Genomic DNA, 15,251 nt, shown 5'->3' with positions numbered 1-15,251 from the left:
CGTATTATCTGCGCTCCGAATGGCACCGACTTTGAACCCCAGCACCTCTGTGAAAACCGCCGCTGCCCGTAATCCGACGGCCGACAAGCTGTTGCTCGCGGCGAGCGAGCTGATGATTGCCAGCAACTCCATCGAGGTGTCGCTGAGCGAGATTGCGCAGCAGTCCGGGGTCAATGCGGCGCTGGTGAAATATCATTTCGGCAACAAGGACGGCCTGCTGCTGGCGCTGCTTGCGCGCGACGCCGCCACCGAGATGACCAATCTGGAATATCTGCTGGCGCAGCCGATCTCGGCCACCGCAAAACTGCGGCTGCACATCGCCGGCATCATCAAGGCCTATTACCAGTTTCCCTACATGAACCGGCTGATCCACTACTTGCTGCATGAGAGCAGCAACGAGGCAGCCGATGAAGTATCGAAGTTCTTCGTGGGGCCGCTGCTCGGCTTCCATCGCCGACTGCTGGCAGAAGGGCTCGACTCCGGCGAATTTCGCAAGGTCGATCCGGTGCTGTTCTACACCAGTTTGATCGGCGCCTGCGACAACCTGTTCTTCAGCCGTCATGCCATGTCGCGCGCCATTGGCGTCGGCCCGGTGACCGATGAAGTCTGCCGCGACTACGTCGCCCATATGGAAGCGATGCTGCTCGGCGGGATCCTCACAAACAAGAAGGCTGCCAAGGCCTGACATCACGAGCTCAGAAGAAACGGCCCAAGGAAAACTGCCAAGAAAATTCAAAAATGTCGGGAAACGCCCAAGGAACTAAATTCAAGAACCAACAATAAGAAACGCCCAAGGACCAGTTCCAAGAACAACAACCAAGAAAACGCCCAAGGACCACTTCTTCTTTTTCTTCTTCGTCGCGACTCAAGAATTCAAGAAACGATCAGAAACGCCCAAGGAAAGGCATTATCGATGCAGTTGAAAGACGTAGCCGTATTCATCACCGGCGGTGGCTCGGGACTGGGCGCGGCAACCGCGCGCGCGATGGCTGCCAAGGGCGCCAAGGTCGCCGTGTTCGACCGCGCGCAGGACAATGCCGAGAAGGTCGCTGCCGAAGTGAAGGGCGTTGCTACCGTCGGCGATGTCACCAGCGAGAATGACGTGAAGGCGGCGCTCGCCAAGGCAGCGGCTGCGCATGGTACCGCGCGCGTGCTGATGAACTGCGCCGGTATCGGCGGTTCGCAGCGCATCGTCGGCAAGCAGGGCGTTTATCCGCTCGAGAAGTTCACCAATGTCATCATGGTGAACTTGATCGGCACCTTCAACTGCCTGCGTCTGTTCGCCGAGCAGCTTGCCACCGCCGAACCGATCGGCGAGGAACGCGGCGTCATCATCAACACCGCCAGCGTCGCCGCCTATGAAGGCCAGATCGGTCAGATCGCCTACTCCGCCTCGAAGGGGGGCGTTGTCGGCCTCACGCTGCCGGCTGCCCGCGATCTCGCCTCCAGCAAGATCCGCGTCAATACCATCGCGCCGGGCCTGTTCCTGACGCCGCTGCTGATGGGCCTCAACGAGGAAGCCCGCGCTAGCCTGGGCGCGCAGGTGCCGCATCCGGCCCGCCTCGGCGACGCCTCTGAATACGGCAACCTCGCGGTCCACATCGTCGAGAACCCGATGCTGAACGGCGAAACCATTCGCCTCGACGGCGCCATCCGTATGGCGCCGCGGTAGTACTTGTCTTCCCCTCTCCCCCAGCGCGGCGTAGCCGCGCGCCGCGGGAGAGGGTGCCTGAGCAAGCGAAGGCGGGAGAGGGCTCGTTGTGGCACCCCTCTCGTGAGTTTGTTTCTAACTCCTGCGCTGCCCTCTCCCGCAAGGGGAGAGGGCGCGGCAATGAGCGTCGGCAAGGCGCCAACGAGTGAAACGGGAGAGCGCGTGTGTCTAATCCACTGCTGATCGAACACGACGATGGCGTGGACCGGGTGACGCTTAATCGTCCGGACAGTCTCAACGCGCTCGATCCTGCTCTGATCGACGCACTAAACGACTATTTCGAAAGCCTGCAGCGCAATCGCAAGACACGCGTGGTCGTCCTCAAGGGTGCCGGCGCCAATTTCTGCGCCGGGCTCGATCTCAAACACGCAATGGCCGTGCGCTCCGGGCAGAATGCGCCGCGCACCGTCACCGAGTCGCTGGATTCCCAGCGCCGCATCGCGGATATCGTGATGCTGATGCGCCGCTGTCCGCAGCCGATCATCGCGCTGGTGCAGGGTGCTGCCGCCGGCGGCGGTTTCGCGCTGGCGCTCGCCGCAGATATCCGCATCGCCGCCAAGTCGGCGCGCATGAACTGCGCCTTCATCAAGCTCGGCCTCGGCGGCTGCGACATCGGCTCAAGCTATTTCCTGCCGCGTCTCGTCGGTGTCTCCGTCGCCTCTGAACTGATCCTCACCGGCCGCTTCATCCATGCCGATCGCGCGCTGGCTGTTGGGTTGGTGTCGGAAGTTGTCGACGACGGTCAACTCGAAGCCGCCGCTGCGCCCTATGTCGATGCGATGATGACCGCGTCGCCGGTAGGGCTGCGGCTGTCGAAGGAATGCATCAACATGTCCGTCGATGCCGGCTCGATCGAGGCCGTCATCGCCATGGAAGATCGCAATCAGGTGCTGTGCAGCCGCTCGGAAGATTTCGAGGAAGGCATTCGCGCATTCATCGAGAAACGAAAGCCGGTTTACGTCACACGTTGAAGCGTGATCTCACGCAACGAACACAGGGTCCGACAAACGAGACCATGGTTCGATAAGAACGGTTTTGGGAGAAACCACATGAACCCGCAGGCTGCCGCGGTGCTGACAAAGCCCGCCTTCCGCAAGATCCACTGGATGGAGCGCGACATCGATGTCGAGCGCCGGCCGGACGGCGTCATCGTCATGAAGTCGCTGATACCGTTGATGCCCTATGAGACGCATCTGCCGGCGTCTCTGGCGAAGTGGGCCAAGGAGCGTCCCGATCACACCTGGCTGGCCCAGCGCGCCGGCGATGACCGGCAATGGCGTCGGCTCAGCTATGGCGAGGCGAAGCGGACCGCCGATGCGCTGACCCAGGCGCTACTCGACATGAAGCTCGCGTCCGATGGACCGGTTGCGATCCTTTCGGGCAATTCCATCGAGCATGCACTAATGACCATGGCGGCGATGCAGGCGCGGCATCCGGCAGCGCCGGTGTCGCCGGCCTATTCGCTGATGAGCCAGGATCACGCCAAGCTCAAATATCTGTTCGACCTGATCAAGCCTGTCGCGGTCATGGTGCAGGACGGGCCGACCTTCCAGAAGGCGCTAGATGCGCTCGATCTCACCGACATCAAGATCATCCATGTGGCGCGCCCGCCGACGGGGATCGCCAGCACCGCCTATGCCGACATGGTCGCGACCATGGTTACGCCCACGGTCGACGCATCGCTCGCCCAGATCATGCCCGATACGGTCGGCAAGCTGCTGTTCACCTCGGGCTCCACCGGCATGCCCAAGGCGGTCATCAACACGCAGCGGATGATGACGGCGAATGCCGCGATGATGATGCAGACGCGCCCGCGCGATCCGAACGCGCAGCCGCCGGTCTATCTCGACTGGATGCCGTGGAATCACACCATGGGCGGCAACGCTTTGTTCAACCCGCTGCTGATCGATGGCGGCACGCTCTATATCGACGATGGCCGTCCAATGCCGGGCATGATCGACGAGACATTGCGCAATCTGCGCGAAATCTCGCCGACCTATTACGCCAATGTTCCCGCCGGCTATGCTGCCATCGCCAGCGCGATGGAGAAAGACGATGCGCTGGCGCGCTCGTTCTTCAAGAACCTGAATCTGATGGCCTATGGCGGCGCGCGTCTCCCTGACGATCTCTATGATCGTATGCAGGCGCTGGCCGTGCGCGCCACCGGCGAGCGCATCGTGTTCTATACCGGTTGGGGCTGCACCGAGACCTCGCCGACCTCGACCGGCACCTATTGGGACACCGAGCGCGTCGGCCTGATCGGCCTGCCGTTCCCCGGCGTCGAACTCAAGATGGTGCCGGTGGATTCGAAATACGAATTGCGCTTGCGCGGCGTCAACGTGATGCCGGGCTACTATCGCCAGCCGGACCTCACCAAAGCGGCCTTCGACGAGGAAGGCTTCTACAAGATCGGCGACGCTGGCATTTTCGTCGACGACAATGACCCCGTGCAGGGCCTGATCTTCTCCGGCCGCGTGGTGGAGGACTTCAAGCTGACGACCGGCACCTTCGTGCATGTCGGCTCACTGCGCACCGATGTGATCGCTACGGCGACGCCGGTGGTGCAGGACGCGCTGATCACGGGACAGGATCGCCCCTATATCGGCGTGCTCGCCTGGCCCAACCTGCCGGCCTGCCGCATCATGATCGGCGAGCCCGAGGCGACATTTGCCGATGTGGTGAAACATCCCGCGGTTCTTGCCTGTCTGAAGAAGGGGCTGCAGGCACATAATGCGTCGTGCGAAGGCGCCAGCAGCAGGCGCATTGCGCGCGCGATGTTCATGGTCGAGCCGGCGTCCATCGACGGCAACGAACTCACCGACAAGGGCTACATCAACCAACGCGCCGGCCTCGAACGCCGCGCGGCACTGGTCGCCCAGCTTTACGCCGAGCACCCCGGCGAAGACGTCATCATCCTCAACTAGACTTTCCATCGATCAGAACAGAGTACACCGCCATGAACTTCGATTTCTCCGACGACCAGAAGCAGCTCCGCGATGAGGCCCGGCGTTTTCTCACCGAGAAGTGCCCGCCGAAAGCCGTGCGCGCCGTGATCGACGGCAAGGCGCCCTATGATCGTGAGCTCTGGAAGGGCCTGGCTGACATGGGCTTCCTCGGCGTCGCCATCCCGGAAGCGTTTGGCGGTTCGGGTGCCGGTCATCTCGAACTCTGCGTGATCGCCGAGGAAATGGGCCGCGCGCTGGCGCCGGTGCCATTCTCGTCTACGGTTTATCTCGCCGCTGAAGCGCTGTTGCTCGCCGGCTCCGATGCGCAGAAGCAGAAGTGGCTGCCGGCGATTGCACAGGGCAATGCCATCGGCACGCTGGCGCTGTTCGAAGGCTCGGGCAATCCGTCGCCAAAGGCGATCAAGCTCACCGCCGCGAATGGCGTGCTCAATGGCACCAAGAAGCCGGTGGCCGATGGTGCCATCGCAGATTTCGCCATCGTCGCCGCGCGCACCGGCTCCACCGGCCGCGACAGCGATATCGCGCTGTTTCTGGTTGATCTCACCAGCGAAGGCGTCGAGGTGAAGGCGCTGACCTCCATCGATCCGTCGCGCAATCAGGCCGAGATTACCTTCAAGAACGTCAAGGCCGAGCCGCTCGGCGTTGCCAACGAAGGCTGGAGCATTCTCTCGCAGGTGCTCGATCGTGCCGCCGTGCTGATCGGCTTCGAACAGGTCGGCGGTTCCGACCGTGCGCTGGAAATGGGCCGCGACTACGCGCTGGATCGTATCGCCTTCGGTCGCCAGATCGGTTCGTTCCAAGCGGTCAAGCACATGCTCGCCGACATGTATGTCTCGGCGACGCTGGCGCGCTCGAATTGCTATTACGGCGCCTGGGCGCTCTCGACCAACGCGTCCGAACTGCCGGAAGCCGCCGCTGCAGCACGCATCAGCGCGACGCAGGCATTCCAGCACTGCTCGAAGAACAACATCCAGGTTCATGGCGGCATGGGCTTCACCTGGGAGTTCGACTGCCACCTCTACTACCGCCGCTCCAACGCGGTGGCGGTTGGGCTCGGCTCGATGTCCTATTGGGAAGACCAGTTGATCGAGCGCATGCGCCAGAAGAACGCGGCGTAAGGACCAATCGCGATGAATTTTGATGACACCCCGCAGGAGGCCGCGTTCCGCGCCGAGGCGAAAGCCTGGATCGCGGCCCATGCGCCCAAGCAATATGAAGACGAACTGAAGAAGGCTGCGCTTGGCCGCATTCAGCTCAAGAGTGCGAATATTCTGGAAGTCGCGAAAGCCTGGCAGAAGAAGAAGGCCGATGCCGGCTGGGCCGTACCGCACTGGCCGAAGGACTATGGCGGTCGCGGCGCATCGCCCATCGAGCGGGTGATCTGGCAGCAGGAAGAGGGCGTGTTCGGCAAGCTCGGCGCGCTCTTCATCATCGGCCACGGCATGTGCGGCCCGACCATGATGGCCTACGCCGCCGAGGAGCATAAGCGGCAGTATCTGCCGCCGCTGGCGTCCGGCGAGAAGATCTGGTGCCAGTTGTTCTCTGAACCCGCCGGCGGATCCGACGTCGCAGGTCTCCGCACCCGCGCGGAAAAGGACGGTGACGACTGGGTCATCAACGGCCAGAAGATCTGGACTTCCGGCGCGCATTACTCGGATTATGGCATCCTGATCACCCGCACCGACCCGACTGTGCCGAAGCACAAGGGCCTCACCATGTTCTTCCTGGACATGAAGAGCCCGGGCGTCGAGGTGAAGCCGATCAAGCAGGCCAACGGGCAGGCCGAGTTCAACGAGGTGTATTTCACCGACGTACGGATTCCCGATGCGCAGCGGCTCGGCGCGGTCGGCGATGGCTGGAACGTGTCGCTGACCACGCTGATGAACGAGCGCATGGCGATCGGCGCCAATGTTGCCACCGGATTCCCGGAGCTGTTCGAGTTCTGCAACGGCCTGATGCTCGATGACGGTCCGGCCATCGACGATCCCGCGGTGCGCTCCAAGCTCGCCAGCTGGGCGGTGCGCGCCAGCGGACTTCGCTACACCAGCTTCCGCGCTATCTCGGCACTGTCGCGCGGCGAACGTCCGGGTCCGGAAAACTCCATCGGCAAGCTCGTTGCGGGTGCCATGCTGCAGGATGTCGCGACCTATGCGCTCGATCTGCAGGGTGCGGCCGGCGTGCTCAACGGGCCGGAGGATCCGGAGGTCGCCGGCAAGTTCCAGGCGATGCTGCTGCGCTCGCCCGCCACGCGCGTCGAAGGCGGCACTGACGAGATCCTGCGCAACATCATCGCCGAGCGCGTGCTGGGTCTCCCCGGCGACATTCGCGTCGACAAGGACGTGCCATTCAACAAGATCCCGACCAAGGGACGATAAGTCAGCCTGTAGGATGGGTAGAGCGCAGCGAAACCCATCAATGTCCGCGCAAGCCCATCGATGGGTTTCGCAAGGGCTCTACCCATCCTACGCTTTCTTTTCTCATTAAGGACGACTGCCATGAATTTCGATGACACGCCGCAGGAAGCCGAATTCCGCGCCGTCGCGCGCAAGTGGATCGATGCGAACGCACCGAAGGAGCTGGAAGCTGAGCTGACCAAGCCATCGGCGAAGCGCGCCAGCGAGAAGCGCGACGCGATGCTCGATGTCGCCAAGGCGTGGCAGAAGAAGAAGGCCGATGCCGGCTGGGCCTGTCTGCATTGGCCGAAGGAATATGGCGGCCGCGGCTCGACGCCGATCGAGCGCGTAATCTGGCAGCAGGAAGAGGGCGTCTATGACAAGCTCGCGCGGCCCTTCGCCATCGGGCAGGGCATGTGCGGCCCGACCGTGATGGCCTACGCCTCCGAAGACCAGAAGCGCAAATATCTGCCGCCGCTGGCCTCCGGCGAGAAAGTCTGGTGTCAGCTGTTCTCCGAGCCCGCCGGTGGTTCCGACGTCGCTGGCCTTCGTACCCGCGCGGAGAAGGATGGTGACGACTGGATCGTCAACGGCCAGAAGATCTGGACCTCCGGCGCGCATTACTCTGATTATGGCATCCTGATCACCCGCACTGACCCGAATGTGCCCAAGCACAAGGGCCTCACCATGTTCTTCCTCGACATGAAGAGTGAGGGCGTCGAGGTAAAGCCGATCAAGCAGGCCAATGGCATGCAGGAATTCAACGAGGTGTTCTTCACCAATGTAAGGATCCCGGATAGCCAGCGGCTCGGCGCCGTCGGTGATGGCTGGAACGTGTCGCTGACCACGCTGATGAACGAGCGCATGTCGATCGGCTCGCGCGTCGCGACGGGCTTCCCGGAGCTGTTCGAGTATTGCAGCAACCTGATGCTGGAAGACGGCCTCGCCATCGACGATCCCAATGTGCGTTCGAAGCTGGCGGGTTGGGCGGTGAAGAATTCCGGCCTGAAATACACCAGCTATCGCTCGATCTCGGCGCTGTCGAAGGGCGAGCGTCCGGGTCCGGAGAACTCCATCGGCAAGCTGGTCTCCGGCATGATGATGCAGGACATCGCGATGTTCGCGGCCGACCTGCAGGGCGCCTCCGGAGCCTTGGTCGGCGCCGATGCGGAAGCTGCTGGCGAATTCCAGGCGACGATCCTCGGTTCGCCCTCGATGCGCATTGCCGGCGGCACCGACGAGATCCTGCGCAACATCATCGCCGAGCGCGTGCTCGGTTTGCCGGGCGACATCCGCGTCGACAAGGACGTGCCGTTCAACAAGGTCCCGACCAAGGGACGGTGATATCTCTGCCCTCATCCTGAGGAGCGTGCCACTTGGCACGCGTCTCGAAGGATGGCAACAAACTCAAGAGCCAAGCCAGCTCATGGTTCGAGACGGCGCCAATTGGCGCCTCCTCACCATGAGGGACCGAGCCAGGATGTTTCCATGACTGACGCCATCTCCACTCTCGAAACCCTTCTCGCCGGTCGTTACTCCTGTCGCGCCTACAAGACCGAGCAGGTGCCGCGCGCGATCATCGAGCGCATTCTCAGTGCCGCGCAGAAGACCGCGTCGTGGTGCAACAGCCAGCCGTGGCAGGTCACGATCACGTCGGGTGAAGCCACCAAGAAGTTTCGCGACGTGCTCTATCCCGTCGCGGCCGCGGGTGCGCCGAATTCGGGCGACTTCCCGTTTCCGCGCGAATATCGCGGGGTCTATCTGGACCGCCGTCGCGAAAGCGGCTTCCAGCTCTACAATACGCTGGGCATCGCGCGTGGCGACAAGACGGCCTATGCCGAGCAGGCGCTGCAGAACTTCAATTTCTTCGGCGCGCCGCATGTGGCGATCATCACGTCGGACGAGGCGCTCGGCGTCTATGGCGCCGTGGACTGCGGCGGTTACGTGAACAACTTCATGCTCGCCGCCCAGGCATTGGGCCTCGCGACCGTGCCGCAGGCGGCGCTGGCATTTCATTCCGCCGTGGTGCGCCAGCATTTCGGCATGAGCGACGACCGCCGCGTCGTTTGCGGCATCTCGTTCGGCTATCCGGACCGTGAGCACAAGGTCAACAGCTACCGGACCAACCGCGCACAGTTGGATGACGTCGCGACGTTTGTGGAGTGATCTTGGCTGTCATTCCGGGGCGCCGGAATGCGGCGAAGTCGCATGCAGGCGGACCCGGAATCTCAGCATGGCTGAACACTTCGGGATTCCGGGGTCACGCGAGCAAGAGCTCGCGCGCCCCGGAATGACGAGTGAAGCCTAAAACCTCGGCGCCCGTTTCTCCGCGAACGCCTTCGTCCCTTCCTTGATCTCATTGCCGCGCATGCTGTCCCGCGCGCGCTGATCGGCGGCAGCCTCGTCCAGTTCACCGCGGGCGAATTCGTTGATGGCCTGCTTCATGCCGCGCATGGCGATCGGGGCGTTGCCGGCCAGAATCATAGCGAGCTTGTCGACTTCCTCGTCCAGCGCCTCGGTCGGCACCATGGCGGTGAGGTAGCCGATCCGCAGCAGTTCGCTGGCTTCCAGCTTCTGCGCCGTGAGAAACAATCGCTTGGCGTTGTCGACCCCGAGCCGGCTTACATAGCGTTTGATGCCGCCCTTGTAATAATGCAGCCCGAGCCGGGCGGCCGGCATGAACATCTCGCAGGTGTCGACGCCGATGCGGAAGTCGCAGGCCAGTGCCAGGTCGGTGGAGCCGCCATAGACGCCGCCATTGAGCCGGCAGATCGTCGGGAGCGCCAGGTCCTCCAGCCGGTTTGCCACGGACTCAAAGGCCGATCCGGACGAACCTTCGGCCACGGGCTTGGGCGCGCTGGCAGCCCGTTCGGAGATCGCATTGAGATCGAAGCCGGCGCTGAAAGCGCGGCCGGTGCCGGTGAGCACTAGCACCCGGACGGCGCGATTCGCCTCTACGCGATCGAACAGCTGTACCAAGGTGTCCAGGTCGAGCTGGGACAGCCGGTTCAGCTTCTGGGGGCGGTTCAGGCGGATGGTGGCGCGGGGGCCGTCGATGGTCAGAATGGGGGGCGAGGACTGGTCAGATGCGGTTTCCGTCGTTTCCGACATGTTGTTCTCCTTTGGGACGCGAGCGACGGTGCCCGCACCGGCGGATCGCGTCAATCTGCGCACGACTCCGTGATTTTTGCGGGTCGCAACACGGGCTATTTTAACCAGATGGGCTATATTGCGGCTGCAAAGGCCCGGTCATTCGCGCTTCATAGTCGCGGAGGACGGTGCGGCCGTTCCTGGAAACCCGGTTTGCTCCCATGGATATGTCCTATCTCCATCACTTTGGCAGCGCCGCCGCCACGATCTTCGTGGTCGCGACCGCCACGATGCGGACGATGATTCCGCTGCGGGTGTTTGGCATCATGGCCAATGTCCTGCTAATCGCGATCTCGATCCCGACCCATAACTATCCGACCATGGCATTGCATGCGGTACTGCTGCCGCTCAACATCTACCGCCTGCGCCAGATGCTGCAATTGGTCCAGGATGTGAAAAAGTCGGTGAACTCGGACCTGTCGATGGAATGGCTGAAGCCGTTCATGACCAAGCGTCCCTGTAAGGCCGGTGAGGTGTTGTTTTACAAGGACGAGAAGGCCGAAGACATGTTCTACATCGTCAGTGGCCGTTATCGTCTCGTCGAATCCGGGATCGAATTGCCGGTCGGCGCCATTGTCGGTGAACTCGGCATGCTGTCGCCCTTGAACGAACGCACCCAGACGCTGGAATGTATCGAGCCCGGCATGGTGCTCAGCGTCAGCTACAGCCAGGTCGAAGAGCTCTACGTGCAGAATCCGGAATTCGGTTTCTTCTTCCTGCGTCTCGCCAGCGCGCGATTGTTCGAGAATATCGACAAGCTGGAAGCGCGTCTGATGAAGCAGGACGCGCCCGCATTGCCCATGGCGCCGCAGCACGCATAAGCATCAGGACGTCCCGTGGCAGGTTTCATCAACGTCATCCGTTCCACGCTCGCCGAGCTGGCGAACAGGAGCGAACCTGCAGCGCCGGTTTTGCCGGTGGGGCTGCCGGCTGCAGTGCGTCCTGTGGCGGAAGATGGCGTGGCCCTGTTGATCAACTATCAGAGCGCAGTTTACGCGCAGCTCTACAGCGACCGGCTGCGTCGCTTTGTCGGACGGCGCAACGTCAGCGACGAACTGTTTAGCGAGATTGCGCGGCTGCTCACGATGCGCATGAGCTATCACGATCCGATCCGCATCGCGCAGCTCAAGCTGCAGGAACCCGTGATGCCCGGCCGGCCGCCCGTCGTCGACAGGCGGCGTTTTCGCCTCGACGAGTTGGTGTCGGCATTGCCGGAGATCGTCGGCGATCCCCTGATGTGGGCGCTCGAGCGCATCTATTGTGCGCATCGCACCGTGCCGATCCGTTTCAGCAAGGCGAGCATCTGGGGCATCAAGCGCCTTGAGTTCGAATCCTGGCTGCGACGTTGGCGCCTGTTGTCGACGCGTTATGAAACCGAGCGCGTCTGGGTCGAACGCTGGCTGCACATGATTGATCGGGCACTGACCAAGCAGCCGGACGCGGCAATGGCCATCGTGCAGACGGCAACCATGATCGAAGGTTACGGCACGGGCTATCGGCAGGGCATGGCCGCCTGGCATCAGATCATCGACGGACTAGCCAAGCCGGCTTTCGATGGGACTCTGGTTATCACCGACCTGGCGGATGCGATCACGCGTGCCCGTGCGGTGCCGCGCGATCCGAAAGGTGACCAATTACGCAAGGCGATCGGCGAGCTCCGGGCGCATGCCGTTCTGAACTAGCGAGAAAGTGAGCGTGCGCAGTGTTTTCCCGTCCAGGCTGGCTCTGCAGGAAGCGGTGGGTTTTCGGTTCCGCGGCGTGCATTCCCGGTTTCGGAGTGTCATAAATAGGGCGAGTGATCGGGCCGGCTAAGCGGGCCAGCCTGTCGTGACCGGTGAGAGGGACGTCAGCTTGTTGTTTCCTGCAATGTCGTCGTCGATTGCTCTGGGCGGGCTCGTCGGGTGGATGCTCGTCCTCACCGTCAAGCACGTGATCGCTGATTTCCTGCTGCAAAACGCCTGGATGGCGATAGGCAAGGATCAACGGACCGGATGGGCGCTGCCGCTGCTGGCGCATTGCGCGATCCATGGCGTGCTGACGACGCTGTTCATTGCCGTTGTACAACCCAAGCTCTGGTTCCTGGGACTGGTCGACTTCGCGATCCACATCACCATCGATCGGCTCAAGGGCATCTGCGTATCGCATTTCGGTGTGACGCAGGGCCATCGCTGGTTCTGGTGGCTGATCGGCATCGATCAGGCGCTGCATCACCTGACCGACTTCTTCCTGGCCATCTTCATCGTCGCCAACAGCTGATGCGCGTTTGAACGCATCGAGTTCCAATGTGGCGGTAGCAGGGCACGGCTGCCACATTTCAAACTGTTACTCAAGAGTCGCACGCGGCCATTAAGGCTGTTGGTTAACCCTGCGTTAGGAAATTCAACCGCATCCTCATTAACGAGGAGAAACCCCATGCGGTCCAGCCGTCAAGCTTTTGAGAACGATTTTTGCCCCGTCGAGGAAGATCTGCTCGGTGCAATGTATCGTGCAAATGAAAATGGCCTGCCCCATCTCGTGGCCAGCGTTTCATCCGATGTCCGTGCGATGCTGGCCTTGTTTTGCTATCGCCGCAGTCATCTCCACGCTCTGGCGATCTCGATCGCATCGAGCTGCAGCGAGCGCGAACTGATCGAATTCGGTGGCCGCGTTGGTTCCACGCTCTACGCGCTGTCGCACGACACCGCTGTGGCGCGTCCTTCGGTGTCGGCCTATCACAACCGCAAGGCCATCACGCTGTCGACCAAGCCGCTCTCGACGCTGGCGCCGATGGATGATGACCTCGACGACGAGCTGGATGACAAGGAATTCGCTCACGCCGTCACGGCGTAAGCTGACATCAACTACTCTGCGGCTGCCAGAATTGGCAGCCCGTGCCGGCGCCGCGCCATGGCGCATTCGGGATCGCCAGGCATGCAGGTCCGGCACACGTCCGGTCTGACAGCGTAAATCCCGCAGGCTGTGGCCTCTCCAACCTTACCGTTCAACGCGCTGCACCGGTCTCCGTCGCAGCGCATTCCCGATTCACGGTCGTTGACATATTTGGCCGGGATCAGATCGAGATCGGCATCGTCCTCGATGGTGAAGCGCGGCCAGTTGCTAGAATACGAACAGCACGCACCACAGGCCTGGCATGGGCTGGCGTCGCTGATCGTGGTGGCATTGCTTGTCATGCCGCGGTTTATCGCGATCGGGCGGGTTTCACCAGCCGTGCAGATGCAGGCTTGGCTGTTTCAGGTATCCTGTGGCCGCTCCCAGCTCAGCGTCTTGCGCCATTTGCTGCGCAGCGTCTCGCGCCGTTCCGGATACTTCTCATCGAGGAAATGTGCCTCGATCGCTCGGTCGGTTCGAAAACTGCGGAAATCCTTGCGAAGCTCGCACCAGGCCGCCAGCAGCCGCACGGCTTCCAGGTAGCCCACCGCGATCGGCCAGACGATGCGCTCGCTGTCGCGACCGGCTTCGTCGCGGTAAAGCAGCCGGACCTTCTTGCCCGCATGAATATGCGCGCGCATCTGCACCATATCCATGCTGTCGGCGGTGCCGCGGAAATGCGGCCGTGCGCGGCTCGCGGGCTCCAGCACGAAGGGGCGCAAGCGCTCGGGCACGGTGTCCGCGATCTTCGCAATGAGATCCTGTGCCGCCTTGGCCAATGCCGGATCGGCGTGCCCCATCACCCATTGCGCGCCGAGCACGGCGGCTTCGATCTCGTCGGGTGTCAGCATCAGCGGCGGCATGTCGAAGCCGCGTTCGAGGATATACCCCATGCCGGCTTCGCCGCGGATCGGGACGCGTTGCGCCATCAGTGTCGCGATGTCGCGATAGATCGTCCGCTTGGACGTCTCCAGTTCGGCTGCAATGGCATCCGCCGTCAGCGGCTTCCGCGTGCGCCGAAGCACCTGGATGATCTGAAACAGGCGGTCGGCGCGTCTCATGGTCGTCCCTCTATCTTTGTTGGCAGATGTCGATGCTGACAGCATGTTGGCAGCAGGGGGCAGTCATACAGGGTCCAGGTTCAAACGAACGAAGGATTCTGCAATGACCGCTTTCGATAGCCTCGAGGCATTTTCGCATGATGACCGGCTCTGGCGCATCCGGGCATGGCTGCTGGAACGCGCCATTCTCGCCCTGTCGGGCGACCTCCGCTGGGCCTTGATCGGGCTCGGCTGGCGCATGGTTTCCACCGCGGCGGTCCAGACGCGTGTCTGGGTCGCCGGTGCGACTCGGCGTGACGGCTGCTGACACCACGGTGGCAGCAGCGACTGCCTAGTCTCTTGTCCTTATCACTTGGAGAAACCACATGATCGTCCTTCACGGCGCAGGTGCAGGCTTTGGCCTGCCGGAAATCAGCCCTTTCGTCACCAAGACGGAAGTCCAGCTCAAGATGGCCGGCTTGCCCTACGAGAAGCAACCGGCACGGCCGCAGGATTCGCCGAAGGGGCAGATGCCCTATATCGATGACGGCGCTGAGTGCATTGCCGACTCCACCTTTATCCGCGCCTATATCGAACGCAAATATGACGTCGATTTCGATAGGGGTCTCGATCTCGCCCAGCGCGCTCAGGCCTGGGCGATCGAGCGGATGATCGAGCATCACCTCTACTGGTCGCTGGTCGGCGTGCGCTGGGTCGATGCCGATAATTTCGCCAAGGGACCGTCGCATTTCTTCGACGGCATTCCCGAAGCGCAGCGCGACGAGATTCGTGCATCCGCGCGCAAATCCGTCATTCAGAACCATCTGGCGAATGGCCTCGGCCGGCATCCTGCCGATGAGGCGCTGCAACTCGCGGATCGTTCGCTGATGGCTCTGTCGGTGCTGCTGGCCGGGAAGTCTCACTTGATGAGCAACCGCCCGGCCGGTGTCGATGCGACCGCATTCGGCGTTCTGGCCGGGATCCTGTCGCCGTTGTTTCCGTCGCCCCTGCAGCGTCAGTTGCACCGCTATGGCAACCTCGTCACCTACGTGGATCGGATGATGGCAGAGTATTATCCCGAACACGTCTGGCAGTGCAGCGTCGCTGCCTGAGGCTGTGTCGC

The 15,251-nt window shown here is 62.3% G+C and carries 17 protein-coding genes; 14 read left to right on the top strand and 3 right to left on the bottom strand.

What is annotated here, in order from left to right:
- The first annotated feature begins 19 nt into the window (after positions 1-19).
- The 8 genes from AB7828_RS13820 to AB7828_RS13785 all read left to right on the top strand — a co-directional run bounded on the left by AB7828_RS13820 (position 20) and on the right by AB7828_RS13785 (position 9,236).
- Entirely contained in the window at positions 20-685 is a 666-nt protein-coding gene (locus AB7828_RS13820) for a TetR family transcriptional regulator (RefSeq protein WP_120291832.1), read from the top strand.
- A 228-nt stretch (positions 686-913) separates the two neighbouring features.
- On the top strand, positions 914-1,672 hold the full coding sequence (locus AB7828_RS13815) for an SDR family NAD(P)-dependent oxidoreductase (RefSeq protein ID WP_089265474.1): 759 nt from the start codon (positions 914-916) through the stop codon (positions 1,670-1,672).
- 203 nt (positions 1,673-1,875) lie between these two features.
- Entirely contained in the window at positions 1,876-2,682 is an 807-nt protein-coding gene (locus tag AB7828_RS13810) for an enoyl-CoA hydratase/isomerase family protein (protein ID WP_093756858.1), read from the top strand.
- 78 nt (positions 2,683-2,760) lie between these two features.
- Complete coding sequence (locus AB7828_RS13805; protein WP_441230438.1) at positions 2,761-4,635, top strand: AMP-binding protein; 1,875 nt, start codon at positions 2,761-2,763, stop codon at positions 4,633-4,635.
- Positions 4,636-4,667: 32 nt separating this feature from the next.
- On the top strand, positions 4,668-5,795 hold the full coding sequence (locus AB7828_RS13800; RefSeq protein ID WP_441230437.1) for an acyl-CoA dehydrogenase family protein: 1,128 nt from the start codon (positions 4,668-4,670) through the stop codon (positions 5,793-5,795).
- A 12-nt stretch (positions 5,796-5,807) separates the two neighbouring features.
- Positions 5,808-7,052, top strand: coding sequence for an acyl-CoA dehydrogenase (locus tag AB7828_RS13795; RefSeq protein WP_441230436.1), 1,245 nt, complete (start codon positions 5,808-5,810; stop codon positions 7,050-7,052).
- Positions 7,053-7,172: 120 nt separating this feature from the next.
- Positions 7,173-8,414: an acyl-CoA dehydrogenase gene (locus AB7828_RS13790; RefSeq protein ID WP_441230435.1), complete on the top strand. Its 1,242-nt coding sequence runs from the start codon at positions 7,173-7,175 to the stop codon at positions 8,412-8,414.
- 144 nt (positions 8,415-8,558) lie between these two features.
- Positions 8,559-9,236, top strand: coding sequence for a nitroreductase (locus AB7828_RS13785; protein ID WP_441230434.1), 678 nt, complete (start codon positions 8,559-8,561; stop codon positions 9,234-9,236).
- Positions 9,237-9,374: 138 nt separating this feature from the next.
- Here AB7828_RS13785 and AB7828_RS13780 read toward each other — a convergent pair whose 3' ends face one another.
- Positions 9,375-10,181, bottom strand: coding sequence for an enoyl-CoA hydratase/isomerase family protein (locus AB7828_RS13780; RefSeq protein ID WP_309948490.1), 807 nt, complete (start codon positions 10,179-10,181; stop codon positions 9,375-9,377).
- Positions 10,182-10,381: 200 nt separating this feature from the next.
- Between AB7828_RS13780 and AB7828_RS13775 the strand changes: the two genes are divergently transcribed.
- The 4 genes from AB7828_RS13775 to AB7828_RS13760 all read left to right on the top strand — a co-directional run bounded on the left by AB7828_RS13775 (position 10,382) and on the right by AB7828_RS13760 (position 13,049).
- The gene (locus tag AB7828_RS13775) at positions 10,382-11,041 is read left to right on the top strand and encodes a Crp/Fnr family transcriptional regulator (protein ID WP_089265467.1); all 660 of its coding nucleotides are present in this window, start codon (positions 10,382-10,384) and stop codon (positions 11,039-11,041) included.
- A 15-nt stretch (positions 11,042-11,056) separates the two neighbouring features.
- On the top strand, positions 11,057-11,902 hold the full coding sequence (locus tag AB7828_RS13770) for a DUF6537 domain-containing protein (RefSeq protein WP_093756853.1): 846 nt from the start codon (positions 11,057-11,059) through the stop codon (positions 11,900-11,902).
- A gap of 169 nt (positions 11,903-12,071) precedes the next feature.
- Positions 12,072-12,476, top strand: coding sequence for a DUF3307 domain-containing protein (locus AB7828_RS13765; protein WP_068735395.1), 405 nt, complete (start codon positions 12,072-12,074; stop codon positions 12,474-12,476).
- 156 nt (positions 12,477-12,632) lie between these two features.
- Entirely contained in the window at positions 12,633-13,049 is a 417-nt protein-coding gene (locus AB7828_RS13760; RefSeq protein ID WP_068735003.1) for a hypothetical protein, read from the top strand.
- A gap of 11 nt (positions 13,050-13,060) precedes the next feature.
- Here the strand turns inward: AB7828_RS13760 and AB7828_RS13755 are convergent, their stop codons facing one another.
- On the bottom strand, positions 13,061-13,390 hold the full coding sequence (locus tag AB7828_RS13755) for a YkgJ family cysteine cluster protein (RefSeq protein WP_093756852.1): 330 nt from the start codon (positions 13,388-13,390) through the stop codon (positions 13,061-13,063).
- A 60-nt stretch (positions 13,391-13,450) separates the two neighbouring features.
- Entirely contained in the window at positions 13,451-14,149 is a 699-nt protein-coding gene (locus tag AB7828_RS13750; protein WP_089265463.1) for a helix-turn-helix transcriptional regulator, read from the bottom strand.
- Between the two features lie 103 nt (positions 14,150-14,252).
- On the opposite strand from AB7828_RS13750, the gene AB7828_RS13745 reads away from it, so the two are divergent.
- Entirely contained in the window at positions 14,253-14,456 is a 204-nt protein-coding gene (locus AB7828_RS13745; RefSeq protein WP_441230433.1) for a hypothetical protein, read from the top strand.
- A gap of 58 nt (positions 14,457-14,514) precedes the next feature.
- A complete protein-coding gene (locus AB7828_RS13740) occupies positions 14,515-15,240 on the top strand; it encodes a glutathione S-transferase family protein (protein ID WP_441230432.1) in 726 nt (241 codons plus the stop codon).
- The last annotated feature ends 11 nt before the right edge of the window (positions 15,241-15,251 follow it).

Origin of the sequence: Tardiphaga sp. 215_C5_N2_1 (assembly GCF_052076055.1) — a bacterium.
Lineage (GTDB): Bacteria > Pseudomonadota > Alphaproteobacteria > Rhizobiales > Xanthobacteraceae > Tardiphaga > Tardiphaga robiniae.
The sequence above is the reverse complement of the archived record's forward strand: the minus strand, read 5'-3'. Positions and strand labels throughout refer to the sequence as shown.

Bases quoted from the DNA above. Each gene is read 5' to 3' on its own strand.
- AB7828_RS13775 (WP_089265467.1), top strand. From the start codon at position 10,382: ATGGATATGTCCTATCTCCATCACTTTGGCAGCGCCGCCGCCACGATC.
- AB7828_RS13790 (WP_441230435.1), top strand. From the start codon at position 7,173: ATGAATTTCGATGACACGCCGCAGGAAGCCGAATTCCGCGCCGTCGCG.
- AB7828_RS13740 (WP_441230432.1), top strand. From the start codon at position 14,515: ATGATCGTCCTTCACGGCGCAGGTGCAGGCTTTGGCCTGCCGGAAATC.
- AB7828_RS13750 (WP_089265463.1), bottom strand. From the start codon at position 14,149: ATGAGACGCGCCGACCGCCTGTTTCAGATCATCCAGGTGCTTCGGCGC.
- AB7828_RS13815 (WP_089265474.1), top strand. From the start codon at position 914: ATGCAGTTGAAAGACGTAGCCGTATTCATCACCGGCGGTGGCTCGGGA.
- AB7828_RS13745 (WP_441230433.1), top strand. From the start codon at position 14,253: ATGACCGCTTTCGATAGCCTCGAGGCATTTTCGCATGATGACCGGCTC.
- AB7828_RS13760 (WP_068735003.1), top strand. From the start codon at position 12,633: ATGCGGTCCAGCCGTCAAGCTTTTGAGAACGATTTTTGCCCCGTCGAG.
- AB7828_RS13805 (WP_441230438.1), top strand. From the start codon at position 2,761: ATGAACCCGCAGGCTGCCGCGGTGCTGACAAAGCCCGCCTTCCGCAAG.
- AB7828_RS13795 (WP_441230436.1), top strand. From the start codon at position 5,808: ATGAATTTTGATGACACCCCGCAGGAGGCCGCGTTCCGCGCCGAGGCG.
- AB7828_RS13780 (WP_309948490.1), bottom strand. From the start codon at position 10,181: ATGTCGGAAACGACGGAAACCGCATCTGACCAGTCCTCGCCCCCCATT.
- AB7828_RS13755 (WP_093756852.1), bottom strand. From the start codon at position 13,390: ATGACAAGCAATGCCACCACGATCAGCGACGCCAGCCCATGCCAGGCC.
- AB7828_RS13785 (WP_441230434.1), top strand. From the start codon at position 8,559: ATGACTGACGCCATCTCCACTCTCGAAACCCTTCTCGCCGGTCGTTAC.
- AB7828_RS13820 (WP_120291832.1), top strand. From the start codon at position 20: ATGGCACCGACTTTGAACCCCAGCACCTCTGTGAAAACCGCCGCTGCC.
- AB7828_RS13800 (WP_441230437.1), top strand. From the start codon at position 4,668: ATGAACTTCGATTTCTCCGACGACCAGAAGCAGCTCCGCGATGAGGCC.